This window comes from Seohaeicola saemankumensis (assembly GCF_042678485.1).
GTDB lineage: Bacteria > Pseudomonadota > Alphaproteobacteria > Rhodobacterales > Rhodobacteraceae > Seohaeicola > Seohaeicola saemankumensis.
The window spans coordinates 1-24,592 of record NZ_JBHTKR010000002.1; the positions used below are offsets into that span (position 1 = coordinate 1).

Here is a 24,592-nt window from a genome sequence, read left to right on the forward strand (position 1 = left end):
AAACGATCACAATCAATACCGCGGGATGGAGCAGCCCGGTAGCTCGTCAGGCTCATAACCTGAAGGTCGTAGGTTCAAATCCTACTCCCGCAACCAATAAAATCAACGGCTTAGTGGCTTAACGCCCTATGCCGTTTTTTTTGTGTCCGACTGATGTCCGATATTCCCCTCAAATCCATACGCCCCCACCCACACTTTTTTGACCGCAAGAGCAACTCCCCAGCGGACACACTCAAAGATGCACCCAGGTCCGCGCGCAGAAAATCTAGGTGGTGCAAAATGGTGCATAGAAACATTCTCAAGGCGGCGAACCCAACCGCTCTTGAATGAAAAATAAGCGACATTGATAAATCCCTCCTAAAGGCAAAGGTACCCTAAAACCGTCACTCGGCACTGATCAGTTTTCGAGGGCAAGACCAATTTTAGGTTGAAAAGTTGAGTCGTGTTTCGGTAACTATGAAGAGCGAGAACGATTGCGGACGTGAAATCTGGCTTGGCCGTCTTGATTGAGGAAGTCAGCTGGTTTCGTACAAAACTTGTGAGGATCGTGTTGGCAGTACGGAACCCTTGGGTGCAGGCACTCCTAAAATGGCATGGCCATGACGTTGGAGGGGTCCGGGTCCCTTTTCAGGAAGATCAAGGCAACCCACTGAAGGGTCCTATCGAAACAAGCCTATTGGCTAAGTTGCGGAAAACGGCACAACAAATCGCGGTTGGCGAGGATGCCCCTCGCCTAATCTTCTTGGTGGGAGGCCCTGGTAATGGAAAATCTGAAGCGGTTCAGGTGTTCCTCGAAGAACTTGGGCAGGAACTGGACTGCAAACAGCAGCTGCTGTCCGAACTTACGAGAAAATTTCAACCCTGCCCTATTTCCCCGCCTTTAGTCGAACTTTCTCCAGACGATGAATATCCTGAATTGAATCGGTTTTTCTCCCGAGTGGGTAAATTGACGGTTATCCAAGATGCATCCGCGAGTGGACAACGTTCTGGCGACGCTTCAGTGGAACTTGTCGAAGCTTTAAAAGCGATTCTTTCTCACGATGCTCTTCAGGTAGCGCTTTGTTGCATTAACCGCGGCTTGCTCTACAGGGCTATCGAGGCGGCAGGTCAGGACGACGGAGCTAACAGCGTACGTGTTCTGCTCGAAGAAGTGGCGTCGAGAACAGGTCTTGGCCTGGATGCGCTTTCGGCATCTAGCAGGAAACCTTGCTGGCCGCTCGACGGCATGAGTGGGGTTGAGATCGCAGTCGGGGCTTGGCCGTTGGATCTCGAATCATTGCTCGAAGAGAACGGAAGCTCAAAGTCCCCGATCGAAGAAATCATCGTTCGCGCTAGCGCGAGCGACAAATGGATGGCGGGCTGTTCCCAATGCCCAGCCCAAGACAATTGTCCGTTTTACCAGAATGCAAGCTTGCTACGACAGTTTGAAAAACGCCAAGCGCTCCTAAAAATATTGCGACATGGGGAGTTAGCCACCGGTCAAAGGTGGAATTTCCGAGATGCTTTCTCGCTGGTTGCCGAGCTCATGGTTGGCGAACAGCAAGACTTTCAAAATGAACATGGACATGCGGTCCACCCATGCGATTGGGTAAATGAGCGCTCAGAGCAGATCGTAGAAGCCGCTGAAAATGAAGACACTGGCGCATGGGCTAAGCAGGTCCAGTCGGCACTAGAGTTGTCCACACGAATTTATCCACAAGCGCTGTTCCCCACGGGAATTCACACCGACGACATGAAAGAGCAGTCGTTTCTGAATAACGACAGCAACGGCAAGATAAAGACGTTGGCGCTTTGGGAAGCCGCGGAGCGCGTCGAGTCAGGAACTCACGGGTTTGCCCGTGACTACCTTCGGAACATGCTGGCACCCCTTCTAAAGCCAGAACTTAGGACTTCCGCGGGAAATGACGATAGCTTCCGAAACTTGGAAGATGCATTCTCGCAGGCCATCAAGATAGGTATCGACGCAGATTGGCGCAAAGAGATCGAGCTTTCGCGTGTGGAAGAGGTATTCTTGGACATGGTCATGCAGGCCGAGGCAGAGTGGGATCCGCTATCTCGCGAATCCGCCCAAGCCGATCAGGCGTGTCGGTACTTGCGACGGATCGCATCTGATTTTGCCAAGCGAGCACTGGGAACGCGGACGGGAAAGCATTCCAATGATAATGCGCTTGAAGAGTATCATGCATCATTGCGCAGCCAGAAAGCGTTAGGCGACATCGGCAATCTTCTAGAGAATTTGCTCGGCGGGCGTCGGTTCGAGGTGGATGCACTCGGCGGGATTGGGCAAATGGACCTTTCCCCTAGCGCCAGGATTCGGCTCGTGAGCCGAGATGTTCCCAGAGTAACAATCCATCCAGCTCCGAAATCCGATGATGGTGTACCGCCTCACGATATGCCATGCATCGTTATCGACCAAGCTCAACCGATACCCCTTACGTTCGAGCTATTCGAAGCTCTTCAACTGCACCGAAGAGGATGTAGGACGGGCAGTCTTCCGCCAGTATTGGCCACGTCGTTGGGTCGACTTCGCCAACTTCATGCCGCCCATTTGTGCCGGGACAAGGAGAGCTTCATGCGCCGAAGAGCGCACTACGAATTGGTCGGAATCGGGTCCGTGGTCCTAAGCGAAGAAGGCGAAGCGGTACCCGTGCTAGAAAGAAAAGATAGATGAATTGTCGTCACTAGCTGAATTCATAGCATCTGAACGGCCTTGGGCCCTCGAACAGCGAGGGTGGTATGGGTCATCCTTCCTGTCACCGGTGGCTCCTGAGCAGTCCACCGTTGAGGTGCTCATTGGCGGAGCTTACAGAAAGCTTGTGACCAGAAAGCAGGACTCGAAAGTTAACCTAGAAAATATACGCAATCTGCCAAGTGAGCTTGGTGAGACTAATGACGAAGAGGATGCTTGGCGTGCCCTCTTCAATTTCGGTGGGCTAGGTAGCCCATCCACCGAAAGCAGGGACCTTCCACAGGTTGTCCAGCTCGTACCGATGTTGGCAAACTATGGAGGCGTCCTAGGACGCGTGCGGAACCGCTGGAGTCCAGGTAACTTGCTGGTCAACGCGATCCAGTCAGGATCGAACCAACAGTCATGTTCGGACGAAATACTCGAGAACTTCGCTAGATCCTTGCTTGTAGACAAGGACGACGACTTCCTAGCGAAGTTCCTCGAAAACTCGTTGTACAAGCTTTCTGGCGATGAGTACCCGGAAATAGCGAAGGCATACGAACCCGTCTTCCCCGCATACCGCGAGCAGGTTTCGCGTTCTCGCTCTCCAGCGGAAAGGCTTGTTCTTGACCTTCCACATGTAATCCGCCTGAAGGCGCATCTTACTAGACGCCAATGGACCTTGCTCCTAGAAGCGCTCCTTCGCATCGGCCTATTCGCGCACTACGCCTGGCTGCTGTCTTTGAACGCGCAGACCTGGGAGGTATGCAGGGAAATTATCAACGGTGCTTCGCGACCGACACTGGATAAGATACGAGCCGATTTCTGGGAGCGGCATGCCAAGGACTACCCCATTCTTGAGTTGGGGCAGGACTCGGGGCCGGCAATAAAGAAATCCATTCGCAAGTACGCGCAGGCCCGGCTCGGTTTGAGTCTCGTATTGCGAGTTCTGCAGGAGGTTGGTTGCGAAGCAAACCCGCTTCAGCACAGGGGGGGCGTGGAGACGCCAGTTGTGCTTGAGGAGTTCTTTTCGCTCGTGGCTGAAAAGAGAGACGCCATCAAGACGGCATTTGAGCCCAATGAACATCTCGGATCATTCGAAGCAGCACTTGGCGCGGTTCTTGATCGGACGTCCGGGTTCCAATCAGCAACCACGGGACCGACAAGGAATCTACTTTTCTTCCTGCGGTATACGGCAGGGCGAATTAGCCCGCGGGTGGTCGAGCAGGTAAGCTACGATCAATCTTACCTACTCGAAAAAGCGGACAGGTCTCGAAGGAACTCACCCTGGCTTGTCGACTTTGGACCAGTTCTAATCGTTACGCTTGTGCATTGTTGTTGCCGACAAGAGCGGACAAGGTCAGTTAGCGTAAACAGGTTCGAGCGATACCTGGCTGATTGGGGGATAAGGGCGTCCCAAAGGGAGCTAACGACCGGGAAATTTGCTAAGCTTGTTGAGCAACTTGGAATTATGGTCGACAGTCCAGATGCCGGCGGAGGCCGGCTCCTGATGGATCCATTGATGCAGTCGTCAAAAGATGAATAAGTCAGCAACGCTAATTCGCCTCCTCGTCGAGCGATATATCTCGGAATATTGGGCTCAGGATGAAATATCCGTTGCTCGCCCGTTCATTCGTGGATTGCCTCTTGAGCTGGCACACGAACTGTTCAAGCAGTTGACCTGCGATGGAACGCGGGACTGGCGTGTAACGGCAGACCGGCAGCCCGTCCCCGTGGTCTTGATCACGGCGGGAGAATTGTCTGCGTTTGGGAACCCCGGCGTTCTTAGCGGCATTTCGAACTGGGACTACGCTATCACGATCCGCAATTCCGCGAGTTCCTACGTCTGTATAGTGACGCCAGACGCTGCGCTTACAGTTCAACACTCGATGTTGAATACTACAGACCCGCTGGATTTTGAACCTGACCCCGAGCGAGGTCCTCGCTTCGGATCAGAGCCATGGGCTGATATATTGGCCGACCTAGAGGACGACCTTGGCTTGATTGACGGTCAGCGTGGATTGCTGCGTTCCTTGCTAGAGAGAACATGGACATTGGCGACCGAGGAGGGTGTCGGAGATAGGCTTGCAGCAATCTGGCAGCTTATCGAGGAGTGGTCGAAAAGCGATCGCGGCGACCTAATGCAATTAATCAAGTTGGCCGGCTTTCCGTGCCCTGGAACTAAGGTATTTGGTATCCATGAGCTAGAACGATCTTTTTATATCTTGAACAATATAGGGGATGTGGCGACACGCAGGAAAAACTACGCTGCTTTCGAAGATGAACTCATCACCGGTCTCGGGAATTTCCCGGATGAAGAATCTGCGCCGATTGAACGCGCTATCCGTGAATTCGTTTCATCTTTAAAATCCAATATTTCCTCCGTTACTGTTGGTGCGTTCGTTGCGAACCTATGTCGATCGTATGCAGAGGGAGCAGGGAATAAAGGCTGGTGGCATGTCCTCTCGACGGACATTTGGGAGAGATTGCTTAAGCGAACTTCCAGCGGACCGTTAAGCGTGGCGATTAATGTTCGAAATTGTTTGAAAGACCCAATCGACGGTATTTCGCCGGCCATCGTGAGTGACGAAGTTGAGGTTTCTCTCGTGGTACGCGCGGACCAGCCCCACAACATCGTGCTGACCCGCTCTGAAGGGAGAAGAAATACGACGCCGCTGGAACTCTTTGACAATAAGTACACGGATGAGAACGTACCAGCGCATTCGGCTCCGCTGACCTATACCGCCAAGCTCCAGCATCCAGATGCAAGTAAACAGTCGAAAGTCGCGGTCATTTCTCTCGCCTCTTTTTCCCCGGGCATGTTTTGCTTGATACAAGGAGGGCAGGGTCACGAAGTCCGGAACGCGGGTAAAGAAACAACTACCGTGCTGGATGTGCAGCTACGGTCCCCGGGGTTAAAGGATGTCGAGGTTTTCGTTAGGGACGGCATTGTAGCAGTTGGTTTCGATACCATTGCCGCAGAGGAGTTTGAGCAACAAGGAAAGCATTGCTCCCCGGACCTCGAAGCGCTGAACTGGTTGCCTGTTACGGGGGGCAAGGCGCTTGTTCGCGGTCTCGACGTCGGTTCGGACGTCGTTTTGCGGTTAGTTGGCCGCCCAAGTGAGGGCTCTCCCGAAGTATTCCTCAATGCCGCTCTTTCGGTGTCACCGGAAGATATACCAACCAAAAGCTCCCCCTGTGTTACTTCCAGCCTCATCTCAATGCACCGGGGCGCCGCGTCACGGGAAGATGAATTTGAAATCGTTGCCCCGTCGCGCGCTCTTGAAGAGATCGAGGACGGCTACCTCAAAGGCTTGGTGCCGCTTCGCCCCATGCTCGCATGCTGGGGGAGCAAGAAAGAAGTTGGTGATCGGCAATCAATGGATCTCGAAGCAGGGCGCCTCGGACGTATCGCTCCCGGGCTTTTCAAGCCAGACGTCCAGCAAGCCCCAGAAGCATTCATCGACGCCAGATCAGCGCTTCTGAAAGCCTTGCAGGAGCAACGTCGGCCGTTGCGCGAGATTCACTTCGACGAGATTGCAGTAGTCGAGGCTTCTAAGAAATATCTCTTCGAGTACGTTAATTGGCTAGCAACCGATCTCGCGTCCGCGGCATGGGCTGAACTAGTAGCTTGTTACGGCGTGGTCCCAGGTCATGGTATGGATCGTCCGACTAGTAGTTCTGAGCCGCACATCGTGTTGATGGGGCCTCTTCATCCACTGAAGGTCGCATTTCACACAAACACGCACCTGCTGCTTCGAGATATACAGGGTACCGCAAGGTGCCCGCTGGCCGGCTTCCTCGATCCGCACTCCGCACCCTCGATAATGGAGCTCCGACTTTGCACTGACCAAGGAGACCAGACGACCTCCACTCAGTTTTTGAACGCGGGCTCGAGTGATCCGTTCTGGACCGTTTTCTGGGCAAGCCGTGCATTCGAGAAGCGCGAACAGGAAACAGTTTTGCTCCCTGCCCTAGGTGAGCTACGCCTCCTTCGCCCTGGCCTTAACGGCGGGTTTGACGCATCGCTCATTAGGCAGGCTCTTCAAGAGGTCGAGAGTCTTTCACCGACACGAACATCCTTTCAAATCGGGTTAAAGGGGGACCCGCAAGGTTCCAGTACTAGTGCCGAGGAGTTGCTGAACTGGTGCGCCAAGAGAGCAACGCCCGAGAGGAGATACCGCGTCTTTGACGAGAGAGAACTACCGGCTGTACCAAGCGACGAGAGCCTAGCGTACATCTCGATGGAGAAGCCTGATGCCGTTCAGTGGTTCCAGGTGGCTTCAAGCGAGAATGGTGGCCGTGACAAAGAGCCTTCTCTGGACGTCTTGGTGATAGATGATCTGGGAACACGCGAATGGTCAAAGATTGACCATCAATCCTTTGCATCAATCGCCGCGCCCAAAGGCTTGTTCAGGTCGCAAACGCGAGCAGATGTCACGGACGGCCAGATCGTACAAGTGGCTTTCGCGATCGATCCGAGCAAGAGCGCTTATAAGGCTAGTGATGAACTAAGAGCTACAGCGCTCCTCGAAGGTCCTTGCTTCACGGCAGGAAACTCCCATTACCGGTTCAGGCCTAACACCAGCTCGATCCTTCAACGTCTAGATAAAGCGGATTTCGTGGCTGTGACTTCTCAAGACGTGGATCCAGCGTGTTTTATTCACGGAGCTGGAGCGACTGGTGCGGTGCTTTGGGACTACGAACTTCCAAGCCTGTCAGGGCGTTCATCGAGTTCTTCGGGGTATTACTTGGTTGCCAAGCCGAGAAAATCGATGCGCACTGCGATCAAGTCCGCAGTGCAATTGCTCGAGCCAGAAGAGGCAGAAGCGGAGAGAATTACCAATAACCTCGAGAAAGAGGTGGCAATTCGAGGCATGCCAATTCTTCGGCGTTTGGGCCGAGGAGGCAGTACGGCGAGGGGGGAACTTGGCGTCCTGCTCGCACTGCGGGCTCTACAGGGCAAGATTGGTAATCACGATATTCCAAGTGTGCTTCCATTACATGATAACGGTCGTGTGAACCTATTGGTGGCTGTTGATCCCTACTGGGATGTATTCGAGGAGGTGCGAAAGAAAATTGAACTAGGCTCGACTTACGAGCGTCCTGACATCCTGGTTTTTTCTATCGATGTTAGAGGAGATCAGAGGCCAGCCAGCCTGCTGGTGACCCCCCTCGAAGTAAAGTTTCGATCGAGCCCGATGACTCCCGATGAGCTGGGGAAAGCGCTTGGGCAGGCGACCAACCTTGGAAGGCTACTTGCTAAGCTATGGGGCTTAGAAGCTCCGACTGAACTATGGAAGCTCGCTGGTTTGAACTTGCTCGCGAATTGCGTTGAGCACGGTTTCCGGGTCGGAGCTGCTCAAATGGCTCATGGCCTGCCGCCTGATCGCTGGGCCGCACTCCAAGAGCGGGTCATTCTGGACATACTCTCGGGCTCAGCCAAAGTGAGGGTTAATCAGGAGGGGCGATTGCTTGCGTTCGATAATCGGGAAAATACTAGATCGTGGAGACTTGGGCTGGGGGCAGAGCAGGACACGGTAACGGTCGGCCGCCAAGATGCGCTTTATCTACTGCATGACTCTGTCGACGGACGCGATGACCTTGTAACATGTATTAGGGAACTTCGCTTATCCTTAACTCCCGATGCTGGAATCGGGTATGGTTCGGACGAGCTTTGGAAAGAAGAGAAGGATCGCGGGGATACTGGCAAGAGCTCGGCGGAACTTTCGGCTAGTCTGGCGCTCCGCGACGAAGTCGCAGTTGATAGCAATAACGGACAATCGGAACCGGCTGGCGAAGATTACTCATTGTCACCTGAGCTGGAACAGTACGATCAGCCTTACTACGAGGATTCGGGCGAAGGTAGGGAAAACGAGCAAACCCATACCGCATCTATTGTTTCTCCCAAGGCGAGAAGAAAAGTCGATGCTGCTTTCGAAGGCTTCGTCGGGAATGAGGAAGCTGTCAAAACCCTCAAGCGTGGTTTGCTAGCGGCTAGCCTGCAGACTCCACCTCACTTAGCTAAGGCATACTTGCTTAGCGGTCCGCCCTCTACGGGGAAGACGGAGTTGTCACGTAGGGTCGCGAATGCGCTTGGACTTCCCTTTGTCGCGCTTGATGGAAAGGCCGTTGACTCGCGTGACAAGCTCTTTTCCTACATAAGAAGCAAGTTAGAAGAAGAGAACGCCGAGATCCGGGAAGTGAGGGTCGACGCAGGGCGATCGGTCCGCGAGTATCCACCGTTCGTTGTATTGATCGACGAAGTGCATCTAGTAAAGCGTGCCGTGCAAGAGGCAATGCTCACACTGCTCGAAGCAAGCGATCGACAGGTTTCACTAAAAGATGAAGTTGCCGTGGTTAGGAGTGCCACATTTATTTTTGCGACTACTCGTACGTCCGATCTAGACGCTGCGTTCAAAACGCGCTGCGCGGAAGTGAAATTGCAGCCATACAGTGTTGCAGAAGTTGCAGAAATGCTGACGCGCGTGGCCACGAAGAAGCCCATTTTCGAGTCTGCTCAAGCAGACATGGACACCTTTGTTCGAATTGCGAGCGTTGGACGCAGCGTACCAAGGGTTGCCCTCCAAGTTCTCGAAGAGCTGGAGCAAGAAATACTGGTTTCCAGCGACCCAGGGAAGCCTGTCCAGTACCATCTACAAGAAGTCATGAGGAGTCGCGGAGTCGACGAGCAAGGTATCGGCCGGATTGATCTCGACGTCTTGGAGGTGCTCGAGGCACAAACGGTGCCAATCGGTCAGGATTCACTGATTAGCTTGCTGCCAACAGTGGACAAGGAAGAAATTCGAACCGAGGTCGAGCCGTTTCTTCGGAAGCTAGGTTACATTGAACTGACGAAAAGCGGACGCATTATTACGGCCAAAGGGCGCAACTACATAATTGCGAGACGGATGGCTGAACAACAATAGCAGTCTGTTCAAGTTCGACAGAGCTTTAGGGGGGGAACAGCTTTCGTTTGTGCAAATTCAACGTTCCCAAGGTTGCTCTTTAAGTGGACGCGCCTGTGGACATCCGAGAGCTGATAAAGTGAAGTTTCCTTCCGTCTCTTAGTGTTTTTAGACACGAGGCTCTGACCGTAAACGGAGGCTCTGGCTCGACGCATTTTTTCTAAGCAGCTGCCGGACGATGCAGCCGTCGTCGTATTTAGATCGTTTGTGCCTTTTTCTTTTTTTGTTTTCTGATGATGTTTTCAACGCTGGCGAAGTCAGCTTAGCGGGTGTTAGGTTTCTGTTTCATCCTCAATCCTTGAGTGTTCCCATGCCCCGGGAATTCTCCGTTATTCAATCATCCCAGCCTGCCCCATGAGCGCCAACGCCAGACATGCTAAGCGTGTGGCGCTCTGACCTGCTAAGGAGGACTGTCAGGCGACGGCGGCATTGCTAGCCTTGCCATTCCCCTCGACGGAAGCAGCAGCGATTACGTCTGCCAAGTGCCTCCCTATCGCTTCCGCTACCTTCGGTGGAACCGCGTTCCCGACCTGCGTATACTGCGGTACCTCCGTGCGACGCTTCGTGCCGCCGGTTGTTTCCTTCGCCCTGAACTCGAAGGCGTCGGGGAAAGATTGGAAACGCGCCATTTCCCTGACGGTAAGGGTCCGCGGCACTGTCGGGTGCACGTAGTCGTCTGGTAAGCTCACGACCGTCGGCGATGGGCTGTTGAGCGAGAGCGCACGCTGGCTGTGCTTCTTCGTCGCGAGGCGGTTCACGAGGCGAACGAACTCTCTTTTGCTACCGGCCAAGATCGAGCCATTGTGCAATACCAAGGGGAACTCCAAACCGTCGATCGCACGGTGTATCAACTCCCGGCGTTCCTTGTCCGAGAGCCCATTTTTTTTCGGGATCGACAAAAGCTGAGTGTCGATCTTGAAATCGCGCAGGAACTGGTAGAACTCGAAGCGCCTCGTGACGAGGTCGGAATGCGACCGGAGTACGTGGTTGCGCGGTCTTGCCTCTTTGTCGAGACGACCATCAGCGCGCTTGAGAAGAGGCTCGAGGGAACGCATTTCCCTGGCGAATTCTGACAACGGCTGTTTGTCGAGGTAGCCGTCATCGCCGAGGTCGGAAATCGCCTCCCAAACCGAAAGGTGCTTTCGGGAACCGTCCCCGAAGTGGGTCCGTGCGGGTGCGAGCTCGGGTCGGCTTGGGACCTGAGGATCGTAAGGTGTGTCCCTGTCGGAGAACCAAGTGTCGGCCGTGACTTGCATCCCGACTGCATCTGCGAGGTCCCGACGGAGGCCGACGAGAAATACCCTCGGTCGATGCTGTGGAACCCCGAAATGCATCGCGTTCAGCGCCATCGGCTGTACGGCGTAGCCAGGGCCGGTACTCGAGAGTACAGCTCTCAGCTCGTCGAAAGGTGACTTCGCCCCGTACTTTCTGAAGTCCTGACGCATTCCCGCGACGTTCTCGATGATGACGGCCTTTGGCGCGATACGCTCCACGAAGTCGAGGAACTGCCAGGGCAAGGTGTTGCGCACGTCGTCCGGGTTGCGCCGTCCCGCGAGCGAGAAACCTTGGCAGGGCGGCCCTCCTGCAACGAGGTCGATGTCGGCCGCCTTTAGCCCCTCGAGAAGCTCGTCTGATGTCAGGACTTGCTCGAGTGTCGCTACGACTAGGCCTCGCCGTGCCTGTTCCACTGTCGAGCAGCGGAGGAAGTTCTCCCAATCCGCCTTGTTTCGGACTGGTTCGATGAAATTGTGGAAGTAGGTCTCTGCCGCCATCGGAGACTTTTCAACAGCAAGTTTGACCTCGAAGCCAGCCCTCTTGAGGCCAAGGGAAAGGCCACCGCACCCCGCGAATAGGTCTATGCATGCCAGAGACGAAGTCATGGTCCTATACTGCCTTCTCATTTACTCGATTGAAAGGTGCTCGAACGAGGTCGACCCGCTTTCATATTCGACCATGACGCCCCTCTCAACGCAAACGATTTCGCGAAGTTGTCCACAAGATAGAGTGGTTCATAGAAAAAAGGCTCCAATCTGTAGCGCGTTCCGTTTTATAAGCAGCCCACTCCGCATTCCGGTATTACAGGCTTTGTGAAGCAGCCCATTACAAGGTAAGGCCGTTAGGAATAGAGATTGTCCGGGATTACCATGTCACCAGACCGGCTAACGAGAGGCGAGAAGTCCAGAATCACAAGGCTGAGGCGTAGCCTCTTTAATTGGTACGCGCGTGAAGGCCGAAGTTTTCCCTGGAGGTCAGATAGCGCATCCAACTATGAGAGGATTTGTGTCGAGGTTCTCTTGCAGCGTACCCGCGCCGAGACGGTGGCCCGGATCTACCAGTCCTTCTTCGGGAAGTTTCCCAATTGGACGGCACTGGCCGAGGCAAGTACCGAGGAACTGGAGGACGTGCTTCGGCCCATCGGCCTGTGGCGGAGGCGCGCTGCCTCAATCAAGGCACTGGCGGCCTACGCCGCCGCGCATGACGACGTTTTCCCGGAAGACGAGGGGGAGCTTTCGGGTTTGCCAGCCGTGGGTCAGTACGTGGCAAACGCCATCCTTCTCTTTCAGCATGGCGAGGCAAGGCCGCTTGTGGACGTCAACATGGCGCGCCTCCTGGAGCGCTACCTTCGCCCGCGAATTCTGGCAGATATCCGCCATGACCCCTGGTTACAAGAAGCGTGCCACTGGCTCGTAGATTGCGATGATCCCGTCCGAGTGAACTGGGCTGCGTTGGATTACGCTGCAATGGTTTGTAGGGTGCGGCATCCAACTTGCGAAACCTGCGAGTTGCAGGGGCGCTGCAATTGGAGGGAAAAGCCGACTGGCTAGGAGTTTAGGTTCGCTCGTATGTCGACCTTGCGTCGCAGGCAATCGCGCTTGCTGCCGTCTCTTTGAGCTAGCGAGGCCGTGTTATCCGAAGCTTGCAAGATATGCTGTCGGGACCAATTGGACATGGTCTTCGAGGGGCGGCCGCAGCTCGAATGCCCTCGGCTCGCGGGAGAAATTCCAAACGCGGACCAAAACCCATGCGCTTGGGTTGTTCTGTGCGGTAGCCAGCTCGTTGCTAGATATGAAGAACGTCGTGCTCTTTCCCCCATTGGTCGTCTTGACCTCTAACAGCCTTTCCCGTCCATCAGGGTAGAAGCTCGCGATATCGTAGCCGGCGCCGTCCCCGTCCTCCGCCGATACATGCCGAACGCGTTCCGCGAGATCGGGTCGGCCAGCGTACGTTAGGCTATGCCTCTCAAACTCCAGCACCAGTTGCTCCCCTGCGAGGCCCAGATCGCGGTTCCGTTGGTCTTGTCCTGCGAAGTCGAATTTGCGAATGGTGTTCTTGATCCGCTCTTCCGCCTCGCGCGAAAGCTTGGCGTGCGCTTCGGGTGGGGACTCCAACCCGAAAAGTCGCCGCCTCTTGGTTTTTACGCCTGCATGGTCATGCCACAGCAGTTGCTCTTTCCAACCTGCATGTCGCCTTATCCATCTCTCGACCGCCTCGACCAGCGAGCCCTGAAAGTTGTGACGAGGCTTGTATCCCTTTAACCAAGGCAGCCCAAGACGGTGGAGCACGGCGCTAATGTTCTGATGCTTGAACTCGACGGAACCGTTGCTCTTGTTTTCGAGCTTCGGGAGCAAGGCGCGTCTGTGAGCGGCCTTGTTGTACGCCCGACCGGAGACCTCTTCGAGAAGCATCTCAAAGTAATCAGCCACGATCAGGTCGTTCTCCTGATCAGTCCATTCGGTGTTCCTAATCATTCGCCGACGAGCTCTCTCAGTTGTCTAGAACGATCTGCAGGCACACGTTCAAAGCATATTTTATTGCTGCCTCTGAACCATTTAGAGAGAAAACATGCAAATGATCACCATTTTCATCTGTCAACAACCCTACGGCGTCCCCGTCTATCAGATCACTCATCAAGACAAGTCGGTCCTGCATGGAAAGGGATTTGTGTGTTCCAATCCAAACAGATCCTCTGAACCCGTCTATTTCACCAAGCAAGCGCCAAGTCTTGTTGTTCACAAAGATCGGCACAAGAAAATCCCCTTCCGATGTATGGTTAGCTTCCAACTCAGTCGACAAAACAATGAGATTGAACCTGCCTTCCCCGAATACAATCTTCAGAGTATCCCCAGCTTCATTTCTGGTTTGGGCAATGCAGCTAACTCGTGTTCGTTCGACTTCGAAATTACCAAACTCGGCCATCCTCTCACCTGATTGAACGACAGCAGGAAATAAGGTCAAAATTGCTGCAAAGAGATAACGTCTCAAATCGTGGGATCCTTAAGTGGTTTTAGCATGTGCGCATTGGCAAACGGTTGCTATGCTCCAATGGCCATCCCTGCTACTTTAGGGTGTGGTTCGAAAAGATCCATAGGTCTTATCAGAGGAGCTTGGTTTGAGATCATCAGGGCGGTTAAGAGCCGTCCGCATATCACGAAACCCGACCCATTTCGGTATTTCAAAACCAGCCCTGAGATCATCCGCCTGGCGGTCATGCTGTACGTGCGGTTTCGCCTGCCACTTCGCAATGTCGAAGACCTACAGCATGAGCGCGACAACAACATCTGGGACTACTATAGACGCAAAGGAGCACAGCCTATTCGCTTCGGCTGCCGCTCGAAGAAAGCGTCGAGTGTGTGGATGTGTGCTGCCACGATGGAATTACCACCTGCGCCGCGCAGCACTCGCTCTCGGTCATCGAGATATTGTCGTTCGAACGTGCGAATGCGGCCTTCCAGCGAGCCTGAGCCTTGGTTCAGCACAGGAAAGACTTCGGTGAAAAAGTCGGTGCATTGGTCTTCGAAAGAATAGGCCATGCCGAGTGCGCTGGCGGCCCAGGAACGTAGTTCGCCGTATTGGTAGTATAGGGGCCGTCCTTGGGTTGGTTTCAGGTACATGGGCGGGTAGGAGTTGGGGCCATACCCTCGTATGCGCCAGCTGCTGAGCGTGGCTGGCTTGACATTGAGAAGGGCTGCGGCATCGGTGGAGGGCACGAGCCACCAGGGTGGGATGAGCGGCCATTCGGCGGGTTCCTTAAACAGCTTGGCGGCAGGAAGTAGGTTCATATTTTTCTCGGTTTTGTCATCCAAATAGTTGGCAAGCCGGCGTCAAAGCTGGCTGTTCACGATTTTGAGACTTTCAAAAGCAAAACCAAGTCTAGAATTTTCCGATTGTTTGCTTGGTTGAGCAGCAAGAAATCTCTCCGCCGCAGCCGCAAAACCCTATAGTAAACGACTGCGGCGGCGGCGCTTCGCGCCCGCCCGCCGCCCATCTGTTTACTTTGCGCTCTGCGGAAGTCTCCCCCACTCATGCTCGTCGTTTACTTGGTAGATTTCGACTTCCCGGGCATTTCTCGCGTCGTATATTTTCTCGCGCGTGATCGCTCCGCTACTTTCGAGCTCTGTCAGGATATTCCGCACTCTCAGTCGATCCAATTCCTGAGCGTGACTGCGATCATTCTTTTTGGCGCCCCCTATATCAAGGTTGAGTTTCCCCGCGATTGTGTAACCTGCCCAATCGTTTGAGGTTTCTTGGCGCCGCACGGGCTTTTCTAAGTCCTTGATTGCCGCGATTGCAGTTTCAAGCTCAATCACCGTAGCAGCTTTGATTGTCGGTGGGGTGAAAGCGTGTACGACACCGACGTACTCTCCGTTTTCCAAGCCATGACTTTTTACGATACGCCAGACTGAAGCTTCCGCTGGTGGTGACATGTTGGCTTTTCCGTTCTCTACTCGGAAAACCGATGGCGCAGTTTTCTCACAGATACCAAGTTTTGCTGCATCTTGTTGGGAAATTTTGTTGGCAACACGAGCCACACGAGCCGCGCCAATTAGTGAGCCAGCGCCGCGCACGCTATCGATACTTGAGTCTTGGCCATTGGCTTTTCGTGTGTGGTGAACAAGGCCTATGGCACAGTTTGTTGCATCGGCGACTTGGCGAAAAACATCCACGACGGCGTTAATCGCCATATTGTCGTTCTCATTCACCGCATGGCTGCCCACAAATGGGTCGATGAAAACTGCACCAATCTTGTGTGTTGTGATCCTTTCGATCATCGCTCTCTTGAGTTCTTCATTGATGCTGAAGCCATTTTGGCTCTGCGTGGCGACCTGAAGACGGAAATCGCGACCAGCATCCACAAAGAGTCGCCCCTCGATCTCGCCCTGCCGTACGTTGTGTGATTGCATTGCCGCTACAATACGAAGCTGCATTTCCTCCATCGGGTCTTCCAGATTCATCAACCAAACATTTGTCTGTTCGCAAACTTTCTCGCCCAGAAGGTCGCGACCGCTGGCAATTGCCAGCGCTTCAGCGACCTGAAGCGACGTCTTTCCAATGCCGCCCGCTGATGCAAGGACAGATACGTAGCCGCGGATATAATGGCGACCATAGATCCACTTTCGCTTCGGTAGAGCCTTACCGTCAAAGTTGATGTAAGGCGTTGGCCATTGATTGACAGGCATTGTGGCAAGCTGATCTGTTGGTCCGGGAGCAAAACCTTTCTTGCGGGCGCCATTGATTGCGGTTTGGACCTCTTTTAAAGTGTCATCGGCTGTGTAGCCATCGAGCGTCCAGGCTTGAGCCAAGCCCATGATCATAGTGTCGCTGTTTCCTTGCTGGACCATAGCTCCAACAACACGGACCATGTTGTCGTGCCAATTTGTGCCAGCCTGCATCTCTTTGATGGCCCGCTCGATGTTGAGCCTTTCCTTGTGCGGTTTTTTCAACAGGATGTTTGGTCTAGGCGCCTCTTGATTTGGAGTAAAAGCGTCAATCAGGTCATTAATGCTGTACACTTGGTAACTCCACCTTCTGAAAGCGGACAATTTCCGGCTGGTACCCTTTTTCAATCTTCTTAGTCGAAGGATAGGAAACGGTCCCAGCCATCCGCATGATGCGGCTTGGATTCACGATGGTGGGGTCTGTGCCCAGATTTGATGCAATGCTCTCCTGAGCATGCCGCCAGAGGTTTAGATCAATGCATGGTGAGTCCAGTTCCCAATATGCATGGCAACGGATCCAGGGAGTCGAACCAGTAACTATAACAAAGCTTGGCTGCGGGTCCGCCACGGCAATCGCCGCGCTGCCTTCTGGAGTATCAGCATCTGCAAAGCAGAGAAAGCTGGCTAGGATGTCAGCGTCCTTAGCGGCTCCAACTGTTCTTGAGGAAACTGGATTGATACAGGCGTAGAGGTTCCAACCAGCTTCGTTCAGACAGTGAGCATAAGCGGCAGAGCTCTTGATGTCCCGATAGTTGAAGCGTTGAACGTCTGTGGTATTACCCTCCTTGAGCGCGCGGATTTCTAATTGTGGCTGTGCCTCTAGCGCATCCCAGCGATTGGTAATCGTGGAGAGGAACTGTTCGATTGCATCGATTTCTGGCTTCGGCAAATTAAAGCCTTCTGAGTGTTTCTGTTTGCCCATTTTCTAGACGGTCCTTTGCAAGTGCGTTCCGGCGCCTTGCGTTGTTAATGTCGATTTCAGACGTTAGAGAACTTGCGGGTCGGATTGATTTCATTCTCACGCAACCAGTGTTCCACGGCTTCCTGCCGATAGAGAACGGTGCGGCCGACCTTGCAGCGCGGTGGTCCGAGGCGCTGGGCATGCCAGCGGCTGAGCGTGCGCGGAGAGACGCCCAAAAGGCGGCCGACGTCTACGGGTGTGAGGTGTTTGGTGTATGGTGCCATGCACAGTCTCCTATTTGTGTTGAATGGAGATGAGATAGCATTTTCCAGAGTCTCCGTCACCGTCGATTTCCGGAAATAGTATTAGTATCAGATGCTTAGTGACCTCTATTTCCGGAAATTGGACTGAGCAACAGCTTGAGAAAACGCGTCGGCAGCTCGCCGAAGAGGGTCGTCCATCAGGTGAGCATAGCGCAGCGTGGTCTGATGCTGCGAATGTCCGAGCAGCTTTCCGATAGTCTCTAGCGTCTCCCCGCCGGAGATCAGGACAGAGGCAAACGAGTGCCGCAGATCATGGATACGAAGTTCCCTCAAGGCCGTCTCCTTGCGGAGCCAAGCCCACGGCTTGTTGAGGTCTGGTAGGTGTGAGCCTGTCGACGTTGGGAAAAGGTATGCGCTGTCTGCCACCTCTTGCATACTGCGCAACAGAAGGAGCGCTTCGTTAGAGAGCGGTATTCGTTTCGCCTTCCGATCCTTGCTCTTGTGTGGCGGGCGATTCCATATTCCCCGCTCGAGATCGAGGTCAGTCCATTCGAGAGACAGCACCTCGCCCCTGCGAGCACCTGTCAGAATAAGCAGCCGAATGGCGTTGGCTGCACGCTGATTGGGCATGCGCTCGAGGGCGGAAAAAACGCGCTCGTATTCTTCAGCCGTCATGTAACGTTCGCGTTGATGCTCCGGATTCCTCCGGAAACCATCAGCGGGGTTCTTCTCAATCCAGCCCCATCGGATCGCAAGATTTAGTGCTTTTCTCAGTACCTCGAGAACCCGATTGGCGCGTGTTCCACCAACACCGCTTATCTTCGCATGTAGGCTGTCGACGTGTCGGCTGCTGATTTCTCTGACTTGGACCGATTTGAGATCGGGAAGGATATACTTCTGCCACATGCTGCGTTGGTCCATCCGACTGCGCTGGGAGAGTGTGGGAAGATGTATGCGCTCGTACTCCTCCCACAGATCTCTGACGGTGGGGGCGGACTTGCGCTGGTTTCTTTCTTCGAGCGGATCCTGGCCCTGATCGATCAAGCGCCTTATGCGTTTTGCTTCTTCGCGGGCAGCGGCCGCACTCCAAGCTGGATAGCCGCCAATTGTCATGCGGCGTTCGCGCCGATTGATCGTGTAATTGAGCACGAAGGCTTTGCTGCCCGCCTTTGTAACCCGAAGACCGAAGCCGGGCAGGCCTTCATCATAATGGATCTTGCTGCCCTGGTCTGGGGTCTCGGCTTTTCTGGCGAAGGTCTCAGAGATCTTTGGCATTGCGTATCCGTTTTGTGTCCGGCAAGTTGCGGATGCAAGTGGCTCGACAGGACTCTTTATGTCAACGCATGACCTTTTAATTTCCGGAAATTCAAAGGGAAATCCGGATTTCTTGAGGAAAATGAGCCGATGACATTCTGGCTCATAACCTGAAGGTCGTAGGTTCAAATCCTACTCCCGCAACCAGTTTTACCGAACCAACACGAAAAATGGCATCAGCCCCAGGCTGGGCCAGCCCCACAAGGGCCGTGATCGCACCCTCAAGGTCGATCCGAACGCCGTCTGCAGTCTCGTGCACTGTCACGGACTTGATCAGACCGCGCATGGTCTCCAGCGCCATCGGCCGGATCTCAGGATCGGCCAAAGTCTCGGACAATTCCCCCACCTTCCGACGGTAGATCTCGCTCAACTGCGGATGAAACCGCACCGATGACGGTGCAGGTGCCGCAAGCTTGGCGTCGATCTCCACTAGCCGTGCCTCCATCTCTTCCAGCTTGCTCTTCAGGCCCGCTGTACGCAGCCCGTCTGCAATGGCCTCGTAAAGCCCGTCCAGACGGCGGGTGACCTGTGCGCGTTCAGTCTCAAGACGGGCCCGTGCAGCGCTTTCCTCGGCCCGTCCGGCATTCATCTCCCGGCTGACAGATGTGATGAAGGCTGCAACCGCGTCGGGGCGCATCAGGCGTTCGCGCAGAAGGGTCAGCACCACCTCTTCCAGATCGCGGCGCTTGAACGAGCGCTTCTGGCCGCAGGTACCGAGCTTGCGGGCCGCAGAACAGGCCAGGTAGTCCTTGCCGACAGCAGCGAAGCCACCACCACAGCAGCCGCAGCGCAACAGGCCCGTCAGCAGATGGATCGCCCGTGTCTTCTCCCAAAACCGGTTCTCTCTGATCGCTTGTACGCGCGGCGTGGCGTCGATCTCCCCCTGGCGCTGTTTGACGCGGTCCCAGAGTGCATCATCGACGACCCGCATCTCGGGCACGTCGGTGATGATCCATTTGTCGGGGCTGTTGAGGCGGGACACGCGCTTCCCCGTCTCGGGATCCTTGATGTAGCGTAGCCGGTTCCAGACAAGCCGCCCGATATAGAGCTCGTTGTTCAGCAGTCCCGTGCCGCGGATGCGGTGCCCGCGAATAGCCGTGTCACGCCATGCCTTGCCGCTGGGGCCGGGAATATGTTCGGCATTCAGCTTCCGGGCGATGGCCTTGGGCGACAGCCCGTCGCTGAACTCAGTGAAGATACGGCGGATCAGGGCAGCCTCGTCTTCATTGATGGTACGTTCCCCAGTGACCGGCAGTCCATCCTCACCCAGTCGGCGCACCACGTCATAGCCATAGCTGTTGCCGCCACCGGAGCGCCCTTGCTCGACGCGCCCGCGCAGGCCACGATGGGTCTTGGCGGCAAGGTCCTTCAGGAAGAGTTGGTTCATTGTGCCCTTGAGGCCGACATGCAGCTCGCTGATCTCGCCCTCCGACAGGGTCACGATCCGCACCCCGTGAAAACTCAACCGCTTGAACAGCGTCGCCACATCCGCCTGGTCCCGGCTGAGCCGGTCCAGCGCTTCGGCGACGATGATGTCGAACTGGCCGCGGCTGGCCTCATCCATCAGGCGTTGGACACCGGGGCGCTGCATGCTGGCGCCCGAGATCGCCATGTCCGTGAAGATCTCCGTGACCGTCCAGCCCTCGCGTTCCGCCCGTTCGCGGCAGATGCGAAGCTGGTCGTCGATCGAGGCTTCGCTTTGCAACGCAGACGAAAACCGTGCGTAGATGGCAACTCTGGTCATGGTCGTCCTTTCTTGAGGCGCTGGACCACGGACGCGTAGTCGCGTCCGGCCTCGATCGTCTGGGCGTGGATGTAATGCCGTTCCGCAGTCCGGGATCCTGAATGTGCCAGAACCGGCCGGATCAGTCGCGCGCTTTCTGGAGAAAGACGCGACAAGGTCGTCGCAGCAGCGTCGCGGAAAAGGTGGGGCGGGATGCGTTTGCCGGTCAGCTTGAGGGTGACATCACCGATCCGGCTGCCGATGTAGTTCTGCCCCATGACCTCGCCGTGAGTGCCGGCCCAGAGAATATCATGCTGTCGGTTACCGCGTGCCAGCAAGGCCGGGCGCACCTCCGCGATATAGCGGCGCAGTGGCCCGGCGACTTGATTAGGCACAGCAGCTTCCCACGGCACGCCGGTCTTAGTCATCTCCTCCGACAAAGAGACCAGGATCTCCTCATCGGTCACATGCACAGACTGGCCGAGGGACAGCTCGCAAAACGCGCGGCGGCGGATCGGTAGAAGCGCCAGCAGGGCGATCATTATGCCGTCTCGCTGACGGGTCATGCGCTTAAGGGGACTGCGCACTGTGGAAGGGTCAGCTGCGGCATAGCTCAGTCCAGCCCGAAGCAGAATCGCGCTCGACAGAATACAGCCCTGCTTCCTTGCCGGATCGCCACGACCTGCGGATCGCTTCAAACCCAGAAGCAGGCGGCGATGCTGTAACCAGTCATGGTCGGGTTCTAGCGCGCGCAGGATACGCAGGACGCTGTCAACGAACATGTGGCGCGTTGTGTCCGAAGTGTTGGCCAGGCTATTCAACCAGCCCTGGATCATGGGCAGGCTGGCGCGTGAGACCGGCGCATCGTGCAAAGCATTGGGCGCGGCCGATGCAACCCAACCGAGCCAGCGCCCATAGTGCGTCGCCAGCATCGTTTGCGTGCTGACACGCAAGTGGGAGAGCGCCCCCTGGTCGTCCAGAGGACCGCCTTCAGTGATGAGAACTGACCACATGGTACGATCGGCTTCTGGCCATTGCTCGATGGGAAGGACGAGGCTCACGCGCGCCATCCCTTCTTCTTATCTCCAACCAGATCGGCATAGGCCTTGATGGCACTCTTCACTTCCAGGCCGGCATACATGTTGATGGTATGGCTGACGTCGGAATGCCCCAAGAGGCGGCGGGCAAGTTCGTAGCTGCCGGGGCGTGCATCCAGCAGATGCGCCACTGCGAAATGCCGGAAGAGGTGTGCATTCATCTCCAAGCCTGTTTCTTTGCGGATGCGCCGCTTGAGCCGCCGGGCCAGGTGGTTCGGGTCCATGGGGCCGCGCCCGTCGCGGCGGGGAAACAGCCATGGCGTACCGGCCGGGCACAGCTCAAGAGAACGGGTCTTGAGGTGGGCGTTGATCATCTTGATCACATCCTGCGTCAGTTCGAACTCCAGAGGTCGCGCATTCTTGACCTCCTCTTCGGTCAGTACCAGGAACACCCGCCCGTCACCTGGACGTTGCAAATGCTGTTCGAGATGGATCCCGGCCAGGTTCTTGATGCGCACCGGGCAATAGAGAAGGATCGCCATCGCGAGCGCGTCCTCCCGGGCGAGCGCTTGTGTGAACGCATTGGCCTTCCCTTGAGGCGGCCGCTGGAACAGGCGATCCGGCATGGTGAAGATTTTGAAGCTGTTCTCTTCGGTCAGCAGCACGCGTAGGCGATCGCGGTTCTTGCGGGTCATGCCCTGCTTCGACGGCAGCTTCAGCTTGCCGGCCAATCGCTCAAGCTGCGCCTGTGTCTTGGGATCTTGCTGCGTTGCCCTGCCAAGAAAGCGCAGCAGTTCCGCGGTCCGGCAGGTCAGATTGTTGGGTTTGTTGTTGGTGCGCGAAAGCATCTGGCGCAACCCGCGTTGCGCCATCTGTGGCTCAAGAATATTGCCGATGCTCAACAACTCTTCGGCAGGTACCCCGGAATGCACGATCTCGGAGGCAAAGCGCAGGATCTGGCGGCGATAGAGATAAATCGTGGCTGGCCGCCGTGCCTTTGAAATGGTGGCGTCGTCGAGAATGTCCGGAGTAGCAAGGCGCGCCATCAGGCTGTCGAGATCGGCGATGAAGCTCGGGGGCAGGGCGCTCTCCGGCAGTTTGATGACCGTGGTCAGTGCCGGTAAGTCCAACTTGGTGTCCGGCCACTCCGAGATCCGCTTCCCCGCCAGGTTCCAACCGAAAACCGCGCTGCGGTAGACGCGCAGTGGCGACTTGCTGATCTCGTTGCGGATCAAGGCGAGATGAAAGGCTTGCGCGTGATCGTCGCTGACCTCCTGTGGGGCAACACCGGCATCATTCAGAAAGTAGATGAAACGGCTGAGCGTCGGGCGCAGGGTGCGATCGTTGCTAGCCAAGATAAGATCCCAGAGTCGGCGCCAGTCCTCGTTCAGGTGAGTCTTCCGGTGCGGACGCTGATCGACGATCTGGGCATGTACCATCGCCGAGCGCGCATTGCTGATCGCATTCTGCCAGGTCTTGAGGCTGATCTTAAGCGCTCCTGGTGCAACCTTTGCCAATCGTGGCTGCAGCCAATGCGGGGAGCAGGGGATGTCCTGAAGCGGACGCCCGATCGCCATGGCGATCCGGGTCAGTCCCGAGATCATGTCACGGCGCCGGATGGGATTTACGCTCTGATCGTCTTCCAGGATCAGAACGAGGTCCGAGAACATGGGCGTGTCCTTTGGCAGCAGGGCCATGTCGAGGTCGATCTTGGTCGCATAGGTCATCGGGGAAAGCTCCTTGGGTCAGGTGTGGACTCGGGTAGACAAGGCAGGACAGGATGCCCGATTCGGGAAAACTCTAGCACATGAAGTGTCCCCTTTACGGTGACCCCCTCTTCCCGAGGAGTGCGTAAGATATTGACATAAATAGACATTGTTGGACTCTGGCGCCTACCAACGATGCGCCTGGCGGTACGCCGCATGCGCCGCCGGATCAATGCGCAGCAGGCGCCCGCCAGGCCCCACGCGGACCGCTTCCAGCAGACCCACCGCAATGGCACGGCGCACAGTCTTCTCAGAGCAATGGTCAAGTTCAGCCACCTCCTTCACCGTCAAAAGGTGGCGGGGCTGGTCAGTCTTCTTGGGGGTACTCTTCAGCATCGGACGTCTCCATCAGGTGAACGTCCGCAGCCAGTTCCCGCGCTACCTGCCGCGCAAACAGATCAACAAGCCGCAGAATAGCAGCGTCAATCTGCGCTTCGGCAGACTCAGAGGAAGAGGAAAGGGTGCGGACGCGGGGCATGAAGGAACCATGCGCACGGACCGTCAAATTTGAAAAAGTGTCCTAATTACTCTCTGGCTAGGAGCTATTAATACACTTATCAGGGGGCGTCGTTAGCTCGTCAGGTTTGGCCATCGACTTCTTGAAGCGATCAATGTCTTTCCTGATTGTCTCTACCCGAAGTTCCTTTGGTGGATCAGTCACTTTGGCGACAATCGCTTGTATGAAATCCACAAGTGGACCTTCTCGCTTCTTGCCCTTCGGAGCCGCGTCATTTGATGTATAGGTTATCGACCTTCTGACCTCAGACCATGTATGGCAGCAGGTCTTGATGACGTACTCACGCCGCTTGTCCCAAACATGGACCTTGTTGAAAGGTCTCATGACGGCTGCTGAGCCGGAGGTTCTGCGGATCGCATCGATGGCGTCGATCGTCGCGGTAATCGTTGAGCAAAGCTCTTGAGCCTTCGCTCTTGCTGCTGGCAAAATAGCTGCGTCTTCTTTGCTATTTGCGAACTGGGTGGACAAGGGCTCGAGGAGCGCCGCTAACTTCTTGGCAGCCGCCTCCATAGTCTCGGTCAGCTTGAGCGCCTTCTCAATATCTGAACCTGTGCGTTCTATTGCTTTTGAACGCTTAACCTCGACCAGATTTACCTCAGACTCCACATCGAGACAGAACCCAAGTTGCTGGGACAGAGTCCGTAAAAGGCCAGTAGGTAGGTCGAACTGTTTGGCGAGCTCCAACAGGTCAGAGTCCGAAAGCGCACCACCATTCCCATACGAGCCAAGCCGCCACGGCACTGAAGGAGCTATGCCGTCCATCGACAACCAAATCGAGTAATCGTCCGGCGGGTCAGGGGCACAACGCTTTGAAGTCTTCGAGAGGTTAGGCTCGAGCTTTGCTCTGGACTTCTGCTCCGTCATTACGCCCCTCGTTCCGCTCTATCCACTGAGATTTCTAGCTTAGCCTAGCTGCAACTCCTGCCGAACGACACTGG

The 24,592-nt window shown here is 55.5% G+C and carries 17 protein-coding genes, 1 tRNA gene and 1 pseudogene; 6 read left to right on the forward strand and 13 right to left on the reverse strand.

Annotated elements, in window-relative coordinates; genetic code table 11:
* Positions 1-19: 19 nt before the first annotated feature.
* The 4 genes from ACFQ3C_RS03840 to ACFQ3C_RS03855 all read left to right on the forward strand — a co-directional run bounded on the left by ACFQ3C_RS03840 (position 20) and on the right by ACFQ3C_RS03855 (position 9,597).
* A tRNA-Met gene (locus tag ACFQ3C_RS03840) sits at positions 20-96 on the forward strand.
* Between the two features lie 397 nt (positions 97-493).
* On the forward strand, positions 494-2,671 hold the full coding sequence (locus tag ACFQ3C_RS03845; RefSeq protein ID WP_380789120.1) for a hypothetical protein: 2,178 nt from the start codon (positions 494-496) through the stop codon (positions 2,669-2,671).
* 88 nt (positions 2,672-2,759) lie between these two features.
* Positions 2,760-4,214, forward strand: coding sequence for a hypothetical protein (locus tag ACFQ3C_RS03850; RefSeq protein ID WP_380789121.1), 1,455 nt, complete (start codon positions 2,760-2,762; stop codon positions 4,212-4,214).
* Positions 4,207-9,597, forward strand: a complete 5,391-nt coding sequence (locus ACFQ3C_RS03855) for an AAA family ATPase (protein WP_380789122.1) — start codon at positions 4,207-4,209, stop codon at positions 9,595-9,597. Before ACFQ3C_RS03850 ends, ACFQ3C_RS03855 begins: the two co-directional genes overlap by 8 nt.
* Positions 9,598-10,049: 452 nt before the next feature.
* Here ACFQ3C_RS03855 and ACFQ3C_RS03860 read toward each other — a convergent pair whose 3' ends face one another.
* Positions 10,050-11,516, reverse strand: coding sequence for a DNA cytosine methyltransferase (locus ACFQ3C_RS03860; protein ID WP_380789123.1), 1,467 nt, complete (start codon positions 11,514-11,516; stop codon positions 10,050-10,052).
* 414 nt (positions 11,517-11,930) lie between these two features.
* Between ACFQ3C_RS03860 and ACFQ3C_RS03865 the strand changes: the two genes are divergently transcribed.
* The gene (locus tag ACFQ3C_RS03865) at positions 11,931-12,461 is read left to right on the forward strand and encodes a hypothetical protein (protein ID WP_380789124.1); all 531 of its coding nucleotides are present in this window, start codon (positions 11,931-11,933) and stop codon (positions 12,459-12,461) included.
* Positions 12,462-12,542: 81 nt separating this feature from the next.
* Here the strand turns inward: ACFQ3C_RS03865 and ACFQ3C_RS03870 are convergent, their stop codons facing one another.
* Together ACFQ3C_RS03870 and ACFQ3C_RS03875 are read right to left on the reverse strand one after the other, a co-directional pair.
* Positions 12,543-13,382 (reverse strand): DUF3883 domain-containing protein, encoded by an 840-nt coding sequence (locus tag ACFQ3C_RS03870; protein WP_380789802.1) that lies wholly within the window; start codon positions 13,380-13,382, stop codon positions 12,543-12,545.
* A gap of 19 nt (positions 13,383-13,401) precedes the next feature.
* Positions 13,402-13,899 carry a hypothetical protein gene (locus ACFQ3C_RS03875; RefSeq protein ID WP_380789125.1) on the reverse strand — a complete coding sequence of 166 codons (498 nt, stop codon included), beginning with the start codon at positions 13,897-13,899 and terminating at the stop codon, positions 13,402-13,404.
* A gap of 162 nt (positions 13,900-14,061) precedes the next feature.
* Between ACFQ3C_RS03875 and ACFQ3C_RS03880 the strand changes: the two are divergent.
* Positions 14,062-14,184: pseudogene (locus tag ACFQ3C_RS03880) on the forward strand (IS6 family transposase); the annotation flags it as partial.
* Between the two features lie 20 nt (positions 14,185-14,204).
* Here the strand turns inward: ACFQ3C_RS03880 and ACFQ3C_RS03885 are convergent.
* The 10 genes from ACFQ3C_RS03885 to ACFQ3C_RS03930 all read right to left on the reverse strand — a co-directional run bounded on the left by ACFQ3C_RS03885 (position 14,205) and on the right by ACFQ3C_RS03930 (position 24,518).
* On the reverse strand, positions 14,205-14,720 hold the full coding sequence (locus ACFQ3C_RS03885; RefSeq protein ID WP_380789826.1) for a hypothetical protein: 516 nt from the start codon (positions 14,718-14,720) through the stop codon (positions 14,205-14,207).
* Positions 14,721-14,906: 186 nt separating this feature from the next.
* Positions 14,907-16,427, reverse strand: a complete 1,521-nt coding sequence (locus ACFQ3C_RS03890) for an AAA family ATPase (RefSeq protein ID WP_380789126.1) — start codon at positions 16,425-16,427, stop codon at positions 14,907-14,909.
* Entirely contained in the window at positions 16,414-17,055 is a 642-nt protein-coding gene (locus ACFQ3C_RS03895) for a hypothetical protein (protein ID WP_380789127.1), read from the reverse strand. The genes ACFQ3C_RS03890 and ACFQ3C_RS03895 overlap by 14 nt, the downstream gene beginning before the upstream one ends.
* 56 nt (positions 17,056-17,111) lie before the next feature.
* Complete coding sequence (locus ACFQ3C_RS03900) at positions 17,112-17,318, reverse strand: helix-turn-helix domain-containing protein (RefSeq protein WP_380789128.1); 207 nt, start codon at positions 17,316-17,318, stop codon at positions 17,112-17,114.
* A 105-nt stretch (positions 17,319-17,423) separates the two neighbouring features.
* On the reverse strand, positions 17,424-18,572 hold the full coding sequence (locus ACFQ3C_RS03905; protein ID WP_380789129.1) for a tyrosine-type recombinase/integrase: 1,149 nt from the start codon (positions 18,570-18,572) through the stop codon (positions 17,424-17,426).
* Between the two features lie 142 nt (positions 18,573-18,714).
* Complete coding sequence (locus tag ACFQ3C_RS03910) at positions 18,715-20,355, reverse strand: recombinase family protein (protein WP_380789130.1); 1,641 nt, start codon at positions 20,353-20,355, stop codon at positions 18,715-18,717.
* Positions 20,352-21,395 carry a tyrosine-type recombinase/integrase gene (locus ACFQ3C_RS03915; protein WP_380789132.1) on the reverse strand — a complete coding sequence of 348 codons (1,044 nt, stop codon included), beginning with the start codon at positions 21,393-21,395 and terminating at the stop codon, positions 20,352-20,354. Before ACFQ3C_RS03915 ends, ACFQ3C_RS03910 begins: the two co-directional genes overlap by 4 nt.
* Positions 21,392-23,098 (reverse strand): site-specific integrase, encoded by a 1,707-nt coding sequence (locus ACFQ3C_RS03920; RefSeq protein ID WP_380789133.1) that lies wholly within the window; start codon positions 23,096-23,098, stop codon positions 21,392-21,394. Before ACFQ3C_RS03920 ends, ACFQ3C_RS03915 begins: the two co-directional genes overlap by 4 nt.
* Positions 23,099-23,263: 165 nt before the next feature.
* Complete coding sequence (locus ACFQ3C_RS03925; RefSeq protein ID WP_380789134.1) at positions 23,264-23,473, reverse strand: helix-turn-helix domain-containing protein; 210 nt, start codon at positions 23,471-23,473, stop codon at positions 23,264-23,266.
* 199 nt (positions 23,474-23,672) lie between these two features.
* Entirely contained in the window at positions 23,673-24,518 is an 846-nt protein-coding gene (locus ACFQ3C_RS03930) for a hypothetical protein (RefSeq protein WP_380789135.1), read from the reverse strand.
* Between the last annotated feature and the right edge of the window lie 74 nt (positions 24,519-24,592).

What these genes read in the sequence shown, in the direction of transcription:
- ACFQ3C_RS03855 (WP_380789122.1), top strand. Translation starts at nt 4,207, where the DNA reads ATGAATAAGTCAGCAACGCTAATTCGCCTCCTCGTCGAGCGATATATC.
- ACFQ3C_RS03860 (WP_380789123.1), bottom strand. Translation starts at nt 11,516, where the DNA reads ATGACTTCGTCTCTGGCATGCATAGACCTATTCGCGGGGTGCGGTGGC.
- ACFQ3C_RS03895 (WP_380789127.1), bottom strand. Translation starts at nt 17,055, where the DNA reads ATGGGCAAACAGAAACACTCAGAAGGCTTTAATTTGCCGAAGCCAGAA.
- ACFQ3C_RS03900 (WP_380789128.1), bottom strand. Translation starts at nt 17,318, where the DNA reads ATGGCACCATACACCAAACACCTCACACCCGTAGACGTCGGCCGCCTT.
- ACFQ3C_RS03905 (WP_380789129.1), bottom strand. Translation starts at nt 18,572, where the DNA reads ATGCCAAAGATCTCTGAGACCTTCGCCAGAAAAGCCGAGACCCCAGAC.
- ACFQ3C_RS03910 (WP_380789130.1), bottom strand. Translation starts at nt 20,355, where the DNA reads ATGACCAGAGTTGCCATCTACGCACGGTTTTCGTCTGCGTTGCAAAGC.
- ACFQ3C_RS03920 (WP_380789133.1), bottom strand. Translation starts at nt 23,098, where the DNA reads ATGACCTATGCGACCAAGATCGACCTCGACATGGCCCTGCTGCCAAAG.
- ACFQ3C_RS03925 (WP_380789134.1), bottom strand. Translation starts at nt 23,473, where the DNA reads ATGCTGAAGAGTACCCCCAAGAAGACTGACCAGCCCCGCCACCTTTTG.
- ACFQ3C_RS03930 (WP_380789135.1), bottom strand. Translation starts at nt 24,518, where the DNA reads ATGACGGAGCAGAAGTCCAGAGCAAAGCTCGAGCCTAACCTCTCGAAG.